The sequence below is a fragment of the Aliiglaciecola aliphaticivorans genome (genome assembly GCF_054782055.1).
This window is the reverse complement of sequence record NZ_BAAGTF010000002.1, coordinates 49,101-67,674: the sequence shown is the minus strand read 5'-3', so window position 1 is coordinate 67,674 and position 18,574 is coordinate 49,101. Positions and strand designations below refer to the sequence as shown.

Here is an 18,574-nt window from a genome sequence, read left to right as displayed (position 1 = left end):
ATTCCTAAAACAGAGTATTAAATTCGTTATACTTAAGAAAAAGACAACAAGTGAATATCAAACCGTTTTAAGATAAACGCCAGCACGTAAAGACAAAAAATCGACACTATTGAGCCAACAAAAAGCGCCATCCAAAAACCTACTCGGTCTATCAATAGAGGAAAAATCAAAAACAAAGGGAGCGAAGGTAGCACATACCAAAATGTGTATCGCATGTGACTAGCAATCTTTGCATTGGGTTGATTCTCTAGATAGAGCCAAATTATTGCCAAGATCGTGACAGTTGGCAGTGCGACAAGCAATGCGCCGAACTTATCATTGCGCTTAGCGACTTCAGACACCGTTACAATTATTCCCGCTGTAACGAGGTACTTTGTAATTAACCAACCCATATATTGACCTTTTAGATTAAAACCGATTGCCTATCGGTTTTTGTTCTGGCAGTATATACCCTGCATGAAAAATAGGAAAGCCACTTTATGTTCCTCGGTGAATTAGAAAAACAGGTGTTACAATATTTGTGGACATCGCCTGGTGTTGACGTTAAACGCGTGCATGCTGAACTATCTAAACAACGTGATAGTTCTCTAAATACGGTACAAAGCGCGCTGGAGCGCCTTTTTAAAAAGGGACTATTGAGGCGCGAAAAGCAAGGGCACGCCTACTTGTATTTTGCACAGATTGAAAGAGGTGATTTAATTGCTAAGTTGATTGATAGTGTCGCCAGTGATTTTGTCAGTAAGGGTGAAAGCAGCATGGTCGCAGCTTTTTCATCCGTATCCAGTGAAATGGACGAAGCACAATTGGACCAATTAGAGAAATTAATCGAGCTTCAACGAAAGCAATTAAAAAAAGGAACAACCAGTGCTGATAAGTGATGCTGCGGTCATCATGAACCTTATTACGATTGCATTGCTTGGATTTTTGGTGAGTGCACTTTTGTTGTCTGTAGTGTGGCAAATAGTAGGCAAATCTGTTGATGCTTACTCCGTTCAATCACAAAAAATGTTAATTTTGATATGGGTGTCAGGCCCATGGATTTTGGGTTTAATGACGATGCTTTTTTTTAGTCCACTTTTCGAGAACACAGCTATTTATAGGTGGGTTGATAGCGTAGCTCATTGGCATCACTTGTACGTTTTTCAGTTAGACAGTTGGCATGGAGTCACCATTATTCTGTTTTCGTTGTTCAGCCTGGCACTAATAGTGATTAGAGGAGCAGGGCTATATAGACAAGGTAATGCGCTGTTAACGTTGAACCATTTTTCAAATAATGTGCATGGCTCAAAGAGCTATCCAGGCGTCCAAATCATTGATAGCAATATCCCTACTGCGTTTACATCAGGCTTCTTCAGCCCCCTTTGCTATGTATCAAAAGGGCTGATAGACAATCTTACCGATAACGAATTTAATATTGTTGTTAAGCATGAACTTGCCCACGCCCGCAATAAAGATCCGTTGTCAAAACTCTTTATTGCTTTTCTTTCAGCCTATTACCCAAAGAAATTGGCACAACGTTTTAATGCAAAGTATGCGCTAATGACCGAGTTTATTGCAGACCAATCAACTGCAACGGTGCACGCAGCCGAGGATGTAGCAGCAACATTGGTAAAGGTTGCTCGCTTACAGAAAACTTTTCCACAACGTCAATCAAACACTTCTCTTAGTTATTTCGGATCACATGATATAACTCACCGAGTACAGCAGCTATTAACACCCACAAAAAAATCGATGCCTGTCATAGTGCCTATTGCATTTATGTCGGTAATGCTATGTTTAACCATCTTCGCTGTGGATGCAACTCACCACCTAGTCGAATCTATCTTTACTCATCCATAAGGACTCCCCATGCAACGCTCGCTCACTTTTTTCACGACATTAAAACCGATTGTAGGTCGGTTTTTAAGTCTGGATGTTAGGCCGTTTGGACTATGTATTATTGCTGGACTAACCATGTTCCCACTTTTCGTTAATGCACAAGAGGTACAAGCAAAAGAAGCGTTGAATTTGTCTCAAGCGATCAGCTTTGCTTTAGCAGAGCACCCTGAAATGAGTGTATTTGGGCATCAGCGTAAGGCGCTTGATGCAAAAGTAAAACAGGCAGCTGTGTTACCAAGGCCGACTATCGGCTTTACCATTGAGGATGCAATGGGTACGGGTACTCACAGTAATTTTGGTGCAGCACAAAGTACCTTGAGTATTGCATGGGTGCTTGAACAACGTGCAATTGAGAAACGTGTAGATGCGGCAACGAATGCGGTTACGCAAGTCGATTTTGACATTGAGATAAAGGCACTTGATATCTCTGCATATACGGCGAAGCTGTTTATTGAATCCTTGATATTAGAGCAGCGCTTACAACTTGCGGAACTGGCAGAACAACAGGCTGATAGTGCGTTATCTGCGATAAGACGTAGGGTTGAAGCAGGAAAAAGCTTGTCGATTGAACAATTGCAATCAAAAGCAGAGTTAGTACGTCGAAGTCTGGAGGTAGAAGACTTGCAGCATGAGCTAGAAGCGAGTCGTTATCAGTTGGTGGCTCAGTGGGGCGGTGAGGTTAATGATTATGTTCCTCAAGGTGAATTGCTTAATGTCCCTGTCGTCAAAGATTTACCCTCGCAATTAGCAAAACTACAAGCTCATCCTGCGCTTTTAGCGTTTGCTAACAAACAACGTATTGCCCAGTCACAGATTGAGCTAGCACGCATTGAAGCGCGCCCCAAGTGGCAAGTATCAGCAGGCATAAGACGCTACGAAGCTACCGATGATTACGGATTAGTCGCAGGTATCTCTATTCCGTTTGGCAATGACTCACGAAGCTTGGGCGAAGTACAAGTTATTCAAGCTCAGCAAGCCGAATATCAAAGCCAAGCTGATGTTTTGGCCAGAAAGCTCAACACGCAGCTGTTTGTGTTGCTGCAAAACATGAAACACAGCAAGCATGTTATTGATACGCTCACCGAGCAAGTGATCCCCTTGCTCGAAAAAGCAACTGAGGAGGCCAGTAAGGCATACGATATTGGTCGCCTCGGTTATTTAGAATGGACGTCAATTCGACAAGAGTTACTCAGTACACAAGCACAGTTGCTGGATGCCTATCAGGCGATACATCTTCAACATATCGAAATTCAGCGCCTTACCGGTGCAAGCCTTTCTAATTAAGTGAGAAACGAATGAATAACCGACTCTTTATTTTTTTATTGTTATGTCAGCTTGGAGTAGCAAGTGTATTAATGCCTAGCAGCGCTCTCGCTGAGTCTACTGAAACAACTGTAGAGGTCGAGCCTGAGAAAGGCCCACATCGCGGTAGAATGTTGCGAGACAATGACTTTGCTATTGAGCTCTCCATCTTTGAAACAGGCGTTCCACCAGAGTTTAGGGTGTGGGTAACTAATGAAGAAAAACCCGTGCCTCCTGAGCAAGTGGAATTAAACATCAAATTAATTCGCTTAGGAGAGCAAATAGACGACATTAACTTTAAAGCGGAAGGTGACTATTTGCGCGGAGATACCGTTATTTATGAACCTCATTCTTTTGTGGTTTCTGTGGCCGCTCGTTATCGGGGAAAAACCTATACGTGGGAATATGACAATTTTGAAGGCCGCACGTTGATTGAAGAAAAAGTAGCAGAAGCGATGGAGATTGATACGGAATTTGTCGGTGCAGCAACATTACATAAAACCATCAAAGTGTATGGCAAGCTTGTATTACCAGCTAATGCTAAGCGTCGAATCCAAGCGCGTTTTGAAGGGGAAATCAAACAAGTGCATGTTGCTCTTGGAGATGTTGTCAAAAAGGGACAATTGTTAATTACTATCGAAAGTAACGAGAGCTTACAATCTAATCGAATTAAAGCGCCAATCGCAGGGGTAATAACCGAGCAAAAAGCGAATACCGGCGAACAGTCGGGTCAGCGAGTGCTGCTTGAAATCACTCAGTCTAATAAATTGCTTGCAGAGCTTGCTGTATTCCCAATGGATGTGGCTTCCATAAGACAATCGCCACCCGTTACAGTTATGGTTAATGGTCACAATGCGACAATTGACACTGCTATCAGTGGAAATCGTCTAGGAATGAGAGATGATCAAGCTCGCCTATTTCTTGCAGATGTAGACAACTCTAGCGGGCTATTAACAGAAGGTATGTTCGTTACCGCGCTAATAGAAATCGAAACTTTTGAGGTTCCCTTAGCCGTTAAGCGAGTTGGCCTTCAGGCTTTCAGAGACTTTACGGTAGTTTACGCCAAAGTAGGGGAGCAATACGAAGTCAGAATGTTGGAGCTAGGTCGTGAGGCTGGTGAATGGATTGAGGTACTTAGCGGCATTGATGCCGGCACTGAATACGTCACCAACAATAGTTACATCATCAAAGCCGATATTGAAAAATCCGGCGCATCACACGACCACTAGGAGCGCCATATGTTAGATTTTATACTACGCTTTTCCATTAAGCGCAGCATGCTTGTTATGGTGCTGGTACTGGCAGTGTCAGCGCTTGGCTTATGGAATTTCACCAAGTTACCGATTGATGCTGTTCCAGACATTACCAACGTGCAGGTAATGATCAATACTGATGCGCCAGGTTATACGCCGCTGGAAGTTGAGCAGCGTATTTCATATCCGTTGGAAACCGCACTAGCAGGCTTGCCAAATTTAGAGGGCACTCGGTCAGTTTCTCGATACGGATTATCACAAGTAGTGGCCGTATTCAGTGACAGCACGGATGTGTACTTTGCGCGTCAACTGGTAAATGAAAGACTCTCTGGTGCCAAATCAGAGCTACCCGTTGGCCTTGAGCCACAATTGGGTCCTATTGCCACCGGACTTGGCGAAATATTTATGTTTACTGTTGATGCTAAGCCTGGTGCGACAGATAAAGATGGAAACTTGATAACGCCCATGGAGCTGCGCTCAGTTCACGATTGGGTTATTCGCCCTCAGTTAATGCGTGTGCCGGGGGTGGTTGAGGTCAACCCGATTGGTGGTTTTGAGCGCGAGTTGGTTGTCGCCTTCGACCCTGAAAAACTGCTGACATACGGCGTTACGCAAGCTGATTTAGTCAACGCTATTGAAAACAATAATATAAACCAAGGTGCCGGTTTTATCGAAAAGAGCGGTGCACAATGGTTAATTCGGATCCCAGGTCAGATTGAAAACCTTGAAGCGCTTGCTAATACCGTAGTGAAAACTACAGACGGTGCGAGTGTGCGCATCAGTGATGTTGCAAGCGTGGTCGAAGGCCATGGACTACGCACAGGTGCTGCAACGCAAGATGGCCGCGAAGTAGTGATGAGCACGGTGTTTATGTTGATTGGCGAGAACAGCCGAACAGTCGCATTTGCGGTTGGTGAGAAGCTCAAAGAAATCAATACGTCACTCCCAGAAGGTATCGTAGCCACGGCTGTTTACGATCGGACAAAGCTTGTTGACCAAACGCTTAACACCGTTAAGACCAACTTAGTCGAAGGTGCTTTGCTTGTCATCGTCATTTTGTTTTTACTGCTAGGAAACTTTAGAGCTGCGCTTTTAACGGCCTTGGTGATCCCCTTTGCTATGTTAATGACCATCACCGGCATGGTACAAACTAAGGTTAGTGCAAATTTAATGAGTTTAGGCGCACTCGATTTTGGTCTGCTTGTGGATGGTGCAATCATTATTGTTGAGAACTGCTTGCGTAGGTTAAGTCAAGCCAGTCCAAGTGGTCAACAATTAGCTTTAAAGCACCGATTGGAAATTGTCTTTACTGTAACGAAAGAAGTAATACGCCCTGCATTATTTGGCGTTTTTATTATCACCGCCGTATATCTACCTATTTTCGCGCTTGAAGGTGTGGAAGGGAAGATGTTTCACCCAATGGCACTGACTGTCGTTATCGCTTTGTTATGTGCCATGGTGTTATCCATTACATTTGTACCTGCTGCAACTGCTTTGTTGTTTAAAAAACCGGTCAAAGAAAGACGTAATTTCATCATGATGGGAGCTACTTTTCTTTACCGGCCTTCTCTTCAGTGGGTTATGAAAGCGAGATGGTTTATTGTGCTTTTTGCTGTCACGCTAGTGAGCATAATGGGTTACCAAGCCACCAAACTAGGCAGTGAATTTGTGCCCAATTTGGATGAAGGGGATATTGCAATGCACGCACTTCGCATTCCCGGTACATCTTTAAGCCAAGCAGTTGCCCTGCAAGAAAGTTTAGAAGCGCGCATTATGGAAATGCCTGAAGTTGAAAGAGTGTTCGCAAAAATAGGTACCGCCGATGTTGCTACAGACGCTGTTCCGCCCAGTGTTGCCGATAATTTCATTATTATGAAACCACGCGAGCAGTGGCCAAATCCAAAGAAAACAAAAGCGCAAATTGTTGAAGATCTGGCAGCATTGGTGGAACCCATTCCAGGTAATCGCTATGAATTCTTACAACCCATACAAATGCGCTTTAATGAGTTGTTGTCGGGGGTGAGAGCAGAATTAGCAATCAAAGTGTTCGGTGATGATTTTGAGATATTGGATTCGGTAGGCAATGATATCCAAAGTGCTATCGGCAGCGTAGAAGGTATTGCCGATATTCAGATGGAGCAAACTACAGGATTGCCTATGCTTACTATTGTTCCAAAGCTGGAAAAATTGGCACAATACGGTATTTCAAAAGCGTTGATTCAAGAACAGTTAGCAACGTCATTGGGCGGACGAGTAGCGGGTAAATTTTACGAAGGCGATGCTAGAGCAGATATTGTGGTCCGTTTGCACGAGACTATGCGCAGCGACGTTGATGCCCTGTATCGCTTACCTATTCACTTACCCGATGGGCACTATGTACCTTTGCAAGAATTAGCAAATATTGACATGGTGTTAGGTGCAAATCAGGTTAACAGGGAGAATGGTAAACGCCGTGTTGTAGTAACAGCAAACGTTCGCGGTAGAGACCTAGGCAGTTTTGTTGCGGATATAAAAACGCAAATTCAGAGTAATGTAGACATTCCAGCAGGCTATTGGCTTGAGTATGGTGGCACGTATCAAAAATTACAATCGGCCTCACAGCGTCTATCTATAGTGGTTCCGGTTACACTAGTATTGATCCTTGGCTTGCTAATATTAGCGCTGGGCTCATTTAAAGATGCCATGATCATATTCACGGGCGTACCTCTTGCACTGACCGGCGGTATAGCGGCGTTAATGCTTAGAGATATTCCATTCTCAATATCAGCCGCAGTCGGTTTTATTGCACTGTCAGGCATAGCTATCCTGAATGGCTTGGTCATGGTTTCGTTTATTCGCGATCTGAGAAAACAAAATATGTCCTTAGAGCAGGCGATATTTGACGGCGCAATCACGCGTTTACGACCAGTTATTACGACTGCGCTCGTTGCGTCATTAGGATTTGTGCCCATGGCGCTAAACACGGGAATGGGCTCAGAAGTTCAGCGTCCATTAGCCTCGGTTGTTATCGGAGGCATCATATCCTCAACGCTATTGACATTATTTGTCATTCCCGCCCTTTATCGAATATTACATAAAGACAACATACCAACCGAGGAAAAGGAGCCATCTCATGCGAACTAGTATCAGGTATATCTTCGCGCTGTTTTTAGGGCTGCTGTTGTTGAGTATGTCACTAGGCGCTTTAGCGCATGGCGTTGATGACGATACCCGTTTGTTCTTGGAACAAAATACCGGGACGCAATTTTTCCCGTTTATTTATATCGGTGCCAAACACATGTTCACAGGCTATGATCACATTCTATTTTTGGTCGGCGTCATATTTTTCCTATACCGAAGCCGCGATGTACTGCTGTATGTCAGTATGTTTACGATAGGCCACAGCATTACCTTACTTTGGGGAGTGCTGGGTGATATACAAGTTAATCCCTATTTAATCGATGCCATTATTGGATTCTCGGTGGTGTACAAAGGCTTCGATAATTTGGGTGGGTTTAAACGTTTATTTGGCAAGCAGCCGAGCACTAAATTGGCGGTGCTTATATTTGGCTTGTTCCATGGCTTTGGTTTAGCAAGCAAATTGCAAGAATTTGAACTGCCTTCTGAGGGCCTAGTTGCCAATATGATTGCCTTTAATATTGGTGTCGAATTAGGACAATTCATGGCATTGGCTTTCATTGTTATCGCAATTAACTTCTGGCGAAAGCTCCCTTCATTCGAGCGCTTTTCAACGCTTACAAACACGATGTTAATGAGCGCTGGATTGATGCTGATGGGGCTTCAATTAACCGGTTATTATTTATACTAATTTGAACGAGAGATTGAAATGACACAACATGTAGTAAGTACAAAAACATTAGTAAAGTCGACTATTTTCGCCACCATCATCGCAGCTGTGGTGTTTGTGTGTTTTATTCTGCCAGCAGAATACAACATCGATCCGACACATATCGGTCATAGACTAGGTTTAACCGCTCTAGCGCATCATGACGATGAATTAACAGACACAGGATCAAGCTCTGTCGCTACTGAACAAGGGCAGGAGGTGATTGAAGTAATCGTCCCTGCTGGGAAAGGCATCGAATATAAATTTAAGATGTTGCAACACCACAAGATGACATACGAGTGGCTAACTGATGGTGAACCACTTTATTTTGATTTGCACGGTGAGCCTGAAAACGACGCAACAGGATATTTTGAGAGCTACGCAATAGCGACTTTATCTGAGATGAAAGGTAGTTTCACAGCACCCTTTACTGGCTCACATGGCTGGTATTGGAAGAATACAACTGACAAGCCTGTAGCAATCCAAATGATTGTTAAAGGGCAATTCACTGTTATCGGACTTAAATAGAAATCAAAGAGAGGCCTACGGAATGAAAGTGATTGTAAACATAATATTAATAATGACATTGATTGGGCACTGTGCTGCATTTGCACATGAAGGACACAATGATATTACTGAAGAAACCGCGCTTAACATAGTTAATAAATCAGTCAAACAGCATACATTTAAGGACTTTGGTTATGAAGTAGGAAAGCTCGATGCTAGTTGGAAATCTGTTACAAGACATAATTTAAAGACGGTTAAAAAAGTAGATAAAAGCTTTATTATTAGTGCAACCAATATCACTAGCGATACCGTCATTTATTTTCATATTGAAAAAAATGGCAAAATAAGAACGGTTACAAATGATGTAATTAATCCGTGACTACACAACTTTAGAGATGTCTACATCCAAACTTGATGAAATCACAATGCTTTTTCAATTCATCTAGATTTTAAGGAGCAGATATGCAAACGAGTATCTCAATAAATCCATTTAGTAATTTAGAAAAGCCTAAAATAAGTATGCTATTTATTATTTTAATGCTCTCTATCGTACTCGCTTCTTGCAGTAGTTCTACTAGAATGACGACCATAAAAGATATGTCAAACCAACAATGGTCTGTTGATTGGGTATCAATAAATAAACAAAATGGGTTATGGCGCGTTTGGGGGGAAATGCGCTCAAAATACCACAACGTAGACGCCAACGGACAAATACTTATCTCGATTGTGACTGAAGACGGAAATTTATTAGAACAAAAAACTGCAGTCTATAAGAAGCGAAAGGGCACAACTAGATTTCATCGCAGCCGCCATCCTGATGTTGCTTATTTTACTTGTTTTTTTCAGTCGATACCCAAGAACACGATAGTTGTCATCGAACCTGAGAAAGACTTATGATTTTACCAAGATGAAATTTAAACAGATAAAATAGTGACCAAGTAGCAAACATTTTTTGTTCCGAACATCTCCATCTAATCTTATTAAATGATATTTTTAGGTGTTGTACGGGTTTCAGCAATGATTTCTAGTTGATGTAAAACGCCGCATTCTTTGACTTTTTTATTATCAGTACATGCCGAGCGAATGGTAACGAGAGATTGACGCAGTGCGTTTAACTCCGTTATCCGTTGTTCGATATCGTCAATGTGTTTGTCAATCGTAGCATTGACGGTTCCACAACTACTGTCCGGTTTCGCTCGTGTTTCAAGAACTAAGCTAATCTCTTCAATCGTCATATCTAGCGCACGGCATTGCTTAATAAACAGCAACTGCTTTAGTGCTTCGTCCGAATAACGTCGATAATTCGATTGCGTGCGCTGTGGTGCTGCTAACAACGCCTTTCGTTCATAAAAGCGAATAGTTTGAATACTTAGGCCTGTTTTATCTGCTAACTGTCCTATTTTCATTTTACTTCACCTGATGCGCTTGACTCTATACCAAGTATAGAGTTTACACTTGTGTCATAAGTCAGTAAAGCGAGTGTTTTTATGAGCGGCTGTGGGTGCGACATTGAAATCAAAGACCAAGAACAAAAAAGGGTGTTGTATTGGTTATTAGGCATTAATGCCGTGATGTTCGTTGTTGAAATGAGTGTAGGGTTATTGGCTGACTCAACAGCGCTTATTGCTGATTCATTGGATATGCTTGCGGATGCGGTTGTGTATGGCATTGGTATTTATGCAGTGGGTAAAACCATCATTCACAAAGCAAATGCCGCAAAAATTAGCGGATATTTTCAATTGATTCTAGGCCTTATTATTTTATTAGATATTGCTCGTCGTTTGATATTAGGCAGTGACCCCGAGTCATTGTTAATGATGGGGATGGGTTTTGTTGCCTTAATCGCTAACGTTATATGTTTAGCAATCATTAGAAAACAGAAGAGCGGCGAAGTACATATGCGAGCGAGTTGGATTTTCTCGGCGAATGACGTTATTGCCAACATGGGTGTCATTGTAGCGGGCGTCACGGTTTATCTGTTTGACACTCGCTGGCCTGATTTAGTGATTGGCTTTATTGTTTCAATTGTCGTCTTGCGGGGTGCAATCTTAATCTTAAAAGATGCTAAGCAAGAACTTCGTAATAACAGCGCATCTAATGGAGAAGTGTTATGAATTTTACACAAGCAGCAAAACCTTATGTAGAAGAAAAATTAAGAGATGCTCAACATGCATTTACAAATCAAGATGAAGAAACAGAATTTAAAGCCCTTGAGGATGCGCATGTGATTGGTCAACACTCTACTTTTCATCATACCCGAGTACACTATGAAATGCTTAAATTTGGCTTAAAACGCAAGGATACTAAAGAAGTCTTCGGGCAGCTCTTCAGGCTGATTGGTGCCGTTACCAAAACGGCTATTGGTTTGTTACCGGAGGGCAATACGGGCGGGGCAAATGTAAGCCCGTTCAAACCCATGCCTATTTCACAAGCAAATAAAGCAATCTTGGATGAAATCAAACATGCACAGTCATAATCATTCACATAGCCATAAGCACTCAGATGGCAATTCAGACGATGCATCAAGGCGAATTGGCTGGGCGTTCTTTTTAAATGTGGTATTCACCATCATCGAGTTTATCGGTGGTTGGCTAACCAACAGCACCGCTATCATGGCAGACGCGGTGCATGATTTGGGCGACAGTTTGTCGATTGGTACTTCTTGGGGTTTAAATAAACTTAGCGATAAAGATGCCAATCGCACATTTTCCTATGGCTATAAGCGGTTTTCACTATTGGGGGCGTTAATCAACGGAGTTGTATTGACCATAGGCTCTATTTGGATATTGTTTGAAGCAATCCCTCGTTTAGCAGAGCCTGAAATGCCCCAAGTAGAGGGGATGTTAGCCTTATCTATTTTTGGTATGGCAGTAAACGGTTTTGCCGCTTATAAACTAAGCGAAGGAACGTCATTAAACGAACGAGTGCTTAATTGGCACTTGTTAGAAGATGTTCTCGGTTGGGTGGCAGTATTTATCGTATCCATCGTCTTAATGTTCAAGCCTTGGGCGATTTTAGATCCCATCCTGTCCATTGGCTTTACTTTGTTCATTCTCTTCAATGTGTTTCGTAACCTAAAAGAAACCCTGATGCTATTTTTACAGGCAACGCCAGATGAAGAGCAAATGTCAACAATCCGAAACGACTTGCTTGCAAACGATAAGGTAAGCGACCTCCATCATTTTCACATTTGGTCGTTAGACGGAGAGCGCAATGTTATGACTGTCCACCTTGTCTTAAAAGGAGAAGTTAGTGTTGAACACATTCAGTCATTAAAAGAGAGCATACAAAGCTCATTAGCCAAGTATCATTTTGAACATACTACAGTTGAGCTAGAATTTGCCGATGAACAATGTCGTGACGAAATGAAATAGGTTTGGTATGCTACTTGTTATGAAAAATTTAAAACGTATATGTTACATCATGATCTCGCTGATACTCTTTCAGTCGTTTTCTGCTGTGGCCAATTCGTTAGATTTTGATGCAATAGACACTCAACATTTGCAACATGAACACAATCATGCTGAGCATGATAAGAGTTTGTCATCAACAAGTACGCAAGATGCAAGTACCGACCAAGTACAGGGGCAGCATAATCCAGCCGACTGTCATCACTGTGGTCATTGCCATGGTACACATGTTCAGTGGGTCGGTCATGACAGTATCAATAAACACCATCACGTGGTGTCAAACCACAACTTTAACTATCTAGATGCTCTTATAGACGCACCTATCAACCGCTTACTGCGCCCACCTAAGCAAAAATCCTAAATTCTGTTTAAAGCTAGTCGCGATAACCTTAAACGCGACGTCCGTTATTATTTAATTTTAGGATTATTATGAATCTTACTCATTTTATTGGGCGTGACCTGCATGTCAGGTCGCCACTGCTATCTGCGCCTTTTAAGCGTATTCAAACAACAAAAGCCACATCATTGAGACGGCTTAGCTTACTTACATTTAATGGCACCAAACTGCTGTGCACTTGCTTATTGTTTGTACCGATTTTTGCTCATGCGCAAAATCAGAACTGGGAAAGTTGGTTCTCTTCACAGATAAACAAACATCCCGATATTGTCGCGGCCAAAGAACAATTGTTAAGCACAGGTGCGCTCGCTGATGCTTCTGAACGAGCCCTTTATAACCCTGAATTGTCAACTGACTATACGCGTAATGGCGATAACAATGACTACAGCGTGGGTGTTGAACAGACAATCGACCTTTGGGACAGGCAAGGCGCAAGGCGACAAAAAGCGGGTTTTATGCGCACTGCTGCACAAGCTCAATACCAAGAAGTCGTTTTAAACAAATCAGCTGATGCTATTGATGCATTAATCAATTGGCGTGCAGCAAGAAGTGCCGCTGTAATTGCAAAATCACAACAACAGCAACTTAATTCGTTACTTGAATTGGTCGAAATACGTCAAGCGGCTGGTGATCTAGGGAGTATCGATGCAGAGCTTACCTTTTTGTCGTTATCGAAACAATTTGCTCAAGTGGCGGGAGCAGAGGCTCAACTTCAAATGGCCGAAGCAATGGTGCGGGAGTTACTTCCTGATTGGGAGCCAGAGCGAGGGATTATACCCGACGACTTTTGGCCTTCTAATGCTACATATCCGTCTGATGAAGAATTACTAAAACACCCAAAAGTAGCAAGCGCTTATGCGCAATGGCTCACGCAAAAAGAAGAAGCAGAAGTCACTAGACGTAGTGCAAAAGCAAATCCTACTTTTGGTATTAATGCAGGGCAGGAAGCGCGAGAAAACACCGTTGGGCTGACCTTTTCCATACCGTTAAACATTCGCAACGATTACAGTGCAGAAACTCGCGCCGCAGAACGCATGGCGTTAGAAACTGAAGCACGTTTTAGAGCGCAGTATCGGAAACTTCGTTTCGATTTAAAAGGAGCGTTTGGCGCGTGGCAAAGCTACAACCTACAGTTTACGCAATGGCAATCATTGGTAAAGGGTCGCATCGAGAGTAGTGGTGATTTGTTAGAGAAGCAGTGGCGCAGTGGCGATTTATCAACGACTAACTACCTTATTGCACTGAATCAACGCGCAGAAAGTTTACTGTCTGGCATAGAGCTCGAAAAGCAAACGCGCATAGCATTAAAAAATCTCATGCTGCAATCAGGTCGTCTTATCGACTTGCCCCCAGTTCAACACGATTTCTCAATTGAGTAACAGGATTAACAAAATGAATAAAACAGTATTAGCAGTTTTCATCGCCACATTTGTCGGCGCTGCACCAAGTTTCGCACAAAAGTCTGATCAACAGCATGCTCACAATGAAACGGTAACAAGCATCGATAAAAGCATAAAAGATAAACATGACGAACATACTGATGATGGTCATGAAGAACATGAACTACAAGATGGTCAAAAGCTTGATGAGCATGGAGGCGAGGGTGCCGATGAACATGATGATCACGAAAGCGAACATGCTCATGATAAAGGTGAAAACGAGGATAAAGATGATGAAGAGCATGATGAAACTGCTTCTGCATCGTTAGACTCCAATCAAATGGCATTAGCCAACATTAAAGTAAGCACACTAAGCCCCAAAATTGTCAATTATACTTTGTATGCACCGGGTGAAATATTTTCAAACGGCTATAGCAGCTATAGAGTATCACCCAGAGTGGCATCCGTTGTCACGCGTCGTCATGTGGCATTGGGAGACAGGGTAAATAAAGGCCAAGTGCTTGTCACGCTTTTTAGCGAAACCGTTGCGCAAGCACAAGCCAATTACCGAACAACATATCCAGAATGGGAAAGAGTAAAAGGACTTGGTCGAAAAACTGTTGGAGAGCAGCGCTACATTGATGCAAAAGCTAATTTTGAAGCGGCTAGTGCAGTATTAATCTCATATGGTTTATCCGATGCAGATTTGAAAACGCTCACCTCACAGCAATCAATAGCATTAGGAGAATATAGCTTACGTGCTGAAATTGATGGCGCGGTACTCAGTGACTCGTTTGAACAAGGTCAGCGTATTGATGCGGGAGAGCCGTTGATCTCGTTGGCAGATGAAAGTGAACTTTGGGTAGAAGCGCATCTACCATCGAATATTAACCTGCGGTTAGGTGCAGGTTCTCCGGCACAAATCAAAGTGGGAGACTTCACAGTTGATGCAACGGTTACACAAGAGGCACATACCATTGACCCAATTACTCGAACGAGAACGGTTCGGCTATTAGTGAGCAACCCTGAACATCGTTTGCATCCTGGTCAATTTGCCGAGGTGTATTTCCGTTTTCTGACAAAAATGCCGGTAATGGCTGTTTCAGAAAGTGCGCTAATGCGAGGGCCCGATGGAGACTGGATGGTATTTGTAGAAGATCATCCCGGCGAGTTTTTACCCGTCGAAGTTGAACTTGGAAGAGCGCTTGGTGGCTTGCGGGAAATAACCGGTGTAGAGCCGGGTTCTCGCGTAGTAAGCGAAGGTGCTTTTTTTGTCGCTTCACAAATCGCTAAAGGCGGTTTTGACCCACACAACCACTAATTAGGAGGAGTCTTTATGTTTAATAAATTAATTGATTGGGCTGTTACTAATCGTTTGTTAGTGGTGATTGCTCTGACAACGTTAATAGTCAGCGCGGTTTTTGTTATTCCAAAACTGAATTTGGATGCATTTCCAGATGTCACCAACGTGCAAGTATCTGTCAATACAGAAGCACCGGGGTTAGCTGCCGAAGAAGTAGAGCAGTTAATTACTTATCCAATAGAAGCGGTGATGTATGCCTTACCGGATGTGATGGAAGTGCGCTCTATTTCCAAAACAGGTCTTTCAGGTGTGACCGTTGTGTTTAGCGAGGACACAGATATCTATTTTGCACGTCAATTGGTATTCGAGCGTCTGCAAGCGGCTAAAGAGTTAATTCCCGAGGGCGTCGGTACGCCAGAAATGGGACCCAACACATCAGGATTGGGGCAAGTGTATCAGTATCTATTGTTGGCTGAGCCCGATTCAGGCCTAGACGCTATGGCGTTGCGTAGTTTAAATGATTGGGTGGTGAAATTGCTGCTGCTTCCTGCCGATGGCGTAACGGATGTGCTCTCTTTTGGTGGGGAAGTACGCCAATACCAAGTTAACCTCAATCCATCTCAATTACTTGGATATGGCTTGACTCAAGATATAGTGATGGAAGCACTTGAGCGGAATAATACCAATGTGGGGGGGTGGTATATGAACCGAGGGCAGGAGCAACTTGTGATAAGAGGCACTGGCTGGTTAGATCATGGCGAGGAAGGGTTAGAGCAATTACGTCAGGTACCTTTAAAAACCGTAGACGGAACAACGATTACTGTATCCGATGTGGCGAACGTTGAGTTAGGTAGCGAAATTCGTCAGGGTGCTGCCACCATGACCAGAAAAGACGCCGACGGTAACATTCAAAACTTAGGTGAAGTCGTCTCAGGCATTGTACTTAAGCGCATGGGAGCTAACACGAAAGCCACAATTGATGGCGTCAATGCTCGTATTCAGCGAATTAACCAAGCATTGCCTGATGGCGTGAGTTTTGAAGTATTCTACGATCAAGCTGACTTAATTACTCAAGCCGTGGATACGGTTGTAAATGCGCTAATGTTAGCGTTCGTATTTATTATGGTTATTCTAGCTTTATTTTTGATGAATCTACGAGCCACGTTTTTAGTCCTGATTTCGATCCCTATTTCTATTGGTATTGCCTTAATGGTCATGTCGTGGTTTGGACTTTCTGCCAACCTTATGTCGCTTGGGGGCATTGCAGTGGCAATCGGCATGCTAGTAGATGGCTCAGTGGTAATGGTTGAAAACATGTTTAAACACTTGACTCACCCTGATGCTGAGCATGATCACAAGAGACAATTGGGTGAACATGTTGAAGATGATGATCCATTAGACTCGTCCCATGATACGCACGGTATCGCTTTGCGATTACAAGAAGCGGGCAAGGAGGTAGCCCGGCCTATCTTCTTCGCAACAGCCATAATCCTTGTGGTATTTATGCCTTTGTTTAGCTTTGAAGGCGTTGAAGCAAAATTATTTCAACCAATGGCTATTAGTATTATGTTGGCCATGCTTTCGGCGGTATTAGTTGCACTGATTATTGTACCGGCATTGGCGACGTATCTATTTAAAAAAGGCGTGAAACCACGAGAAAGCGTTGTGTTGAAACCTCTAGACGCGGGGTATCGCAAAGGGCTATCGTGGGCAATTTTGCATAAAAAAGTAGTGATTGGAATTGCTGCAATTATGGTAGTCGCTGCTGGTGTAGTGCTTCCTCGGCTTGGCACAGAGTTTGTACCAGAACTGGAAGAGGGCACCATTAACTTGCGTGTTACTTTAGCGCCTTCATCTAGTTTAGATACTGCCCTAGAGGTCTCCCCTAAGCTTGAGAATATATTAATGGGGTTTCCAGAAGTCACCTATACATTGTCGCGTATCGGTCGCGCCGAAATAGGAGGCGATCCTGAGCCTGTAAACAATATCGAAATTTATATCGGGTTAAAGCCAGTGCCTGAATGGACAAGTGCAAGTAACCGCTATGAACTGCAAGCGTTAATGGAAGAAAAAATGGAGCAACATCCGGGTTTGCTCTTCAATTTTTCTCAACCTATCTCGACACGAGTGGACGAGTTGTTATCGGGTGTAAGAGCTCAACTTGCCATTAAATTATTTGGGCCTGATCTTGACATCTTGGCTGAAAAAGGCCAAGCCATTGAAGCTTTAGTAAAAGAAGTTGAAGGTGCAAGAGATGTTGCTATGGAGCAAATTGCCGGTGAATCTCAACTGATTGTGACACCGAATCGCCGCGCTCTGTCGCGCTATGGGTTGGCCGTGGGTGATGTAATGGAGCTCGTAAGCGAAGGTTTAGGTGGAGCCAGCGCTGGCCAAATCATTAATGGTAATGAGCGCTATGATATTTATGTCAGACTTGCTGAACAATTTCGAAATAACAGTCAAACGATAGCTGACTTGCGCTTACAAACTCCGTCAGGTGCATGGGTTCGTTTAGGAGATGTTGCAGAAGTGACGATTGCTTTTGGTCCACCGCAAGTCAGACGTGATGACGTACAGAGGCGAGTTGTTATCCAGGCAAATGTTCAAGGTCGAGACATGGGTAGCGTGGTGGCAGATATTCGTCAATCTATTGATGAGCAGCTAGCACTGCCTACTGGCTATTCAGTGGATATTGGCGGACAATTTGAGAATCAACAACGAGCGCAGAAACGATTATCAATAGTTGTGCCGCTTTCGTTGGGCTTAATTGCATTACTACTGTACTTTGCTTTTGCTTCGTTTGGTCAGGCAATGCTGATCCTCGTGAATGTGCCTCTAGCTGTGATAGGTGGAGTATTTTCACTTTGGTTATCAGGGCAATATCTTTCTGTACCGAGCTCCGTAGGTTTTATTACCTTATTTGGAGTGGCGGTCCTAAATGGGGTGGTGATGGTAGAAAGCATCAATCAGCGCATTGCAGACGGATTATCAGTGTCTGACGCTGTATTCGATGGTGCTACATCAAGACTTCGGCCAGTGTTGATGACGGCGATTACATCTGCGCTAGGGCTAATTCCAATGTTAATGTCTAACGGCGTGGGTGCTGAAATCCAAAAACCGTTAGCAAGTGTCATTGTGGGTGGCTTAGTAACCGCGACATTTTTGACACTCTTTGTACTACCTGTGCTTTTCGCCTGGTTTTCAAAAGGGAAGTTAAAAGATATGACAAGAGCATAATCTTAATTTGAGCTGGCCTGTTGCATGCGATAAGCATCGATAGGCTAGCATCAAACCTTATAGGAGTAGATATGAAAAACTA

18 protein-coding genes are annotated in these 18,574 nt (G+C 43.2%); 16 read left to right on the top strand and 2 right to left on the bottom strand.

All coding sequences use genetic code 11. The features are described 5' to 3' along the window. Positions 1-32: 32 nt before the first annotated feature. Entirely contained in the window at positions 33-392 is a 360-nt protein-coding gene (locus ACYVIL_RS00755) for a DUF3147 family protein (RefSeq protein ID WP_460311224.1), read from the bottom strand. An 87-nt stretch (positions 393-479) separates the two neighbouring features. Here ACYVIL_RS00755 and ACYVIL_RS00750 point away from each other — a divergent pair, with 87 nt between their 5' ends. The 9 genes from ACYVIL_RS00750 to ACYVIL_RS00710 all read left to right on the top strand — a co-directional run bounded on the left by ACYVIL_RS00750 (position 480) and on the right by ACYVIL_RS00710 (position 9,663). Then, a complete protein-coding gene (locus ACYVIL_RS00750; RefSeq protein WP_303457512.1) occupies positions 480-878 on the top strand; it encodes a BlaI/MecI/CopY family transcriptional regulator in 399 nt (132 codons plus the stop codon). Continuing rightward, positions 865-1,839: a M56 family metallopeptidase gene (locus ACYVIL_RS00745; RefSeq protein WP_460311223.1), complete on the top strand. Its 975-nt coding sequence runs from the start codon at positions 865-867 to the stop codon at positions 1,837-1,839. Before ACYVIL_RS00750 ends, ACYVIL_RS00745 begins: the two co-directional genes overlap by 14 nt. 9 nt (positions 1,840-1,848) lie before the next feature. Continuing rightward, the gene (locus ACYVIL_RS00740; RefSeq protein WP_460311222.1) at positions 1,849-3,162 is read left to right on the top strand and encodes a TolC family protein; all 1,314 of its coding nucleotides are present in this window, start codon (positions 1,849-1,851) and stop codon (positions 3,160-3,162) included. An 11-nt stretch (positions 3,163-3,173) separates the two neighbouring features. After that, positions 3,174-4,409: an efflux RND transporter periplasmic adaptor subunit gene (locus ACYVIL_RS00735; protein ID WP_460311221.1), complete on the top strand. Its 1,236-nt coding sequence runs from the start codon at positions 3,174-3,176 to the stop codon at positions 4,407-4,409. A 9-nt stretch (positions 4,410-4,418) separates the two neighbouring features. Continuing rightward, positions 4,419-7,556, top strand: a complete 3,138-nt coding sequence (locus ACYVIL_RS00730; RefSeq protein ID WP_460311220.1) for an efflux RND transporter permease subunit — start codon at positions 4,419-4,421, stop codon at positions 7,554-7,556. Beyond that, a complete protein-coding gene (locus tag ACYVIL_RS00725; RefSeq protein ID WP_460311219.1) occupies positions 7,546-8,241 on the top strand; it encodes a HupE/UreJ family protein in 696 nt (231 codons plus the stop codon). Before ACYVIL_RS00730 ends, ACYVIL_RS00725 begins: the two co-directional genes overlap by 11 nt. Before the next feature lie 18 nt (positions 8,242-8,259). Next, entirely contained in the window at positions 8,260-8,787 is a 528-nt protein-coding gene (locus ACYVIL_RS00720) for a hypothetical protein (RefSeq protein WP_460311218.1), read from the top strand. Between the two features lie 22 nt (positions 8,788-8,809). Next, positions 8,810-9,145, top strand: a complete 336-nt coding sequence (locus tag ACYVIL_RS00715) for a DUF6488 family protein (protein WP_460311217.1) — start codon at positions 8,810-8,812, stop codon at positions 9,143-9,145. An 83-nt stretch (positions 9,146-9,228) separates the two neighbouring features. Continuing rightward, a complete protein-coding gene (locus ACYVIL_RS00710; RefSeq protein ID WP_460311216.1) occupies positions 9,229-9,663 on the top strand; it encodes a hypothetical protein in 435 nt (144 codons plus the stop codon). 83 nt (positions 9,664-9,746) lie between these two features. Here ACYVIL_RS00710 and cadR read toward each other — a convergent pair whose 3' ends face one another. Continuing rightward, the gene (gene cadR, locus ACYVIL_RS00705; RefSeq protein WP_460311215.1) at positions 9,747-10,172 is read right to left on the bottom strand and encodes a Cd(II)/Pb(II)-responsive transcriptional regulator; all 426 of its coding nucleotides are present in this window, start codon (positions 10,170-10,172) and stop codon (positions 9,747-9,749) included. 81 nt (positions 10,173-10,253) lie between these two features. On the opposite strand from cadR, the gene ACYVIL_RS00700 reads away from it, so the two are divergent. The 7 genes from ACYVIL_RS00700 to ACYVIL_RS00670 all read left to right on the top strand — a co-directional run bounded on the left by ACYVIL_RS00700 (position 10,254) and on the right by ACYVIL_RS00670 (position 18,492). Then, positions 10,254-10,880: a cation transporter gene (locus ACYVIL_RS00700; RefSeq protein ID WP_460311214.1), complete on the top strand. Its 627-nt coding sequence runs from the start codon at positions 10,254-10,256 to the stop codon at positions 10,878-10,880. After that, a complete protein-coding gene (locus ACYVIL_RS00695) occupies positions 10,877-11,242 on the top strand; it encodes a DUF3703 domain-containing protein (RefSeq protein WP_460311213.1) in 366 nt (121 codons plus the stop codon). The genes ACYVIL_RS00700 and ACYVIL_RS00695 overlap by 4 nt, the downstream gene beginning before the upstream one ends. Then, positions 11,229-12,140: a cation diffusion facilitator family transporter gene (locus ACYVIL_RS00690; protein ID WP_460311212.1), complete on the top strand. Its 912-nt coding sequence runs from the start codon at positions 11,229-11,231 to the stop codon at positions 12,138-12,140. The genes ACYVIL_RS00695 and ACYVIL_RS00690 overlap by 14 nt, the downstream gene beginning before the upstream one ends. 19 nt (positions 12,141-12,159) lie before the next feature. After that, complete coding sequence (locus ACYVIL_RS00685) at positions 12,160-12,537, top strand: hypothetical protein (RefSeq protein ID WP_071981290.1); 378 nt, start codon at positions 12,160-12,162, stop codon at positions 12,535-12,537. 68 nt (positions 12,538-12,605) lie between these two features. Further along, entirely contained in the window at positions 12,606-13,952 is a 1,347-nt protein-coding gene (locus ACYVIL_RS00680) for a TolC family protein (protein ID WP_288389430.1), read from the top strand. A 13-nt stretch (positions 13,953-13,965) separates the two neighbouring features. Next, the gene (locus ACYVIL_RS00675) at positions 13,966-15,273 is read left to right on the top strand and encodes an efflux RND transporter periplasmic adaptor subunit (RefSeq protein WP_126873340.1); all 1,308 of its coding nucleotides are present in this window, start codon (positions 13,966-13,968) and stop codon (positions 15,271-15,273) included. A gap of 15 nt (positions 15,274-15,288) precedes the next feature. Then, positions 15,289-18,492 (top strand): efflux RND transporter permease subunit, encoded by a 3,204-nt coding sequence (locus ACYVIL_RS00670; RefSeq protein ID WP_460311211.1) that lies wholly within the window; start codon positions 15,289-15,291, stop codon positions 18,490-18,492. Positions 18,493-18,574: the final 82 nt, after the last annotated feature.

Bases quoted from the DNA above. Each gene is read 5' to 3' on its own strand.
- ACYVIL_RS00755 (WP_460311224.1), bottom strand. From the start codon at position 392: ATGGGTTGGTTAATTACAAAGTACCTCGTTACAGCGGGAATAATTGTA.
- ACYVIL_RS00750 (WP_303457512.1), top strand. From the start codon at position 480: ATGTTCCTCGGTGAATTAGAAAAACAGGTGTTACAATATTTGTGGACA.
- ACYVIL_RS00740 (WP_460311222.1), top strand. From the start codon at position 1,849: ATGCAACGCTCGCTCACTTTTTTCACGACATTAAAACCGATTGTAGGT.
- ACYVIL_RS00735 (WP_460311221.1), top strand. From the start codon at position 3,174: ATGAATAACCGACTCTTTATTTTTTTATTGTTATGTCAGCTTGGAGTA.
- ACYVIL_RS00730 (WP_460311220.1), top strand. From the start codon at position 4,419: ATGTTAGATTTTATACTACGCTTTTCCATTAAGCGCAGCATGCTTGTT.
- ACYVIL_RS00725 (WP_460311219.1), top strand. From the start codon at position 7,546: ATGCGAACTAGTATCAGGTATATCTTCGCGCTGTTTTTAGGGCTGCTG.
- ACYVIL_RS00720 (WP_460311218.1), top strand. From the start codon at position 8,260: ATGACACAACATGTAGTAAGTACAAAAACATTAGTAAAGTCGACTATT.
- ACYVIL_RS00715 (WP_460311217.1), top strand. From the start codon at position 8,810: ATGAAAGTGATTGTAAACATAATATTAATAATGACATTGATTGGGCAC.
- ACYVIL_RS00710 (WP_460311216.1), top strand. From the start codon at position 9,229: ATGCAAACGAGTATCTCAATAAATCCATTTAGTAATTTAGAAAAGCCT.
- cadR (WP_460311215.1), bottom strand. From the start codon at position 10,172: ATGAAAATAGGACAGTTAGCAGATAAAACAGGCCTAAGTATTCAAACT.
- ACYVIL_RS00700 (WP_460311214.1), top strand. From the start codon at position 10,254: ATGAGCGGCTGTGGGTGCGACATTGAAATCAAAGACCAAGAACAAAAA.
- ACYVIL_RS00695 (WP_460311213.1), top strand. From the start codon at position 10,877: ATGAATTTTACACAAGCAGCAAAACCTTATGTAGAAGAAAAATTAAGA.
- ACYVIL_RS00690 (WP_460311212.1), top strand. From the start codon at position 11,229: ATGCACAGTCATAATCATTCACATAGCCATAAGCACTCAGATGGCAAT.
- ACYVIL_RS00685 (WP_071981290.1), top strand. From the start codon at position 12,160: ATGAAAAATTTAAAACGTATATGTTACATCATGATCTCGCTGATACTC.
- ACYVIL_RS00680 (WP_288389430.1), top strand. From the start codon at position 12,606: ATGAATCTTACTCATTTTATTGGGCGTGACCTGCATGTCAGGTCGCCA.
- ACYVIL_RS00675 (WP_126873340.1), top strand. From the start codon at position 13,966: ATGAATAAAACAGTATTAGCAGTTTTCATCGCCACATTTGTCGGCGCT.
- ACYVIL_RS00670 (WP_460311211.1), top strand. From the start codon at position 15,289: ATGTTTAATAAATTAATTGATTGGGCTGTTACTAATCGTTTGTTAGTG.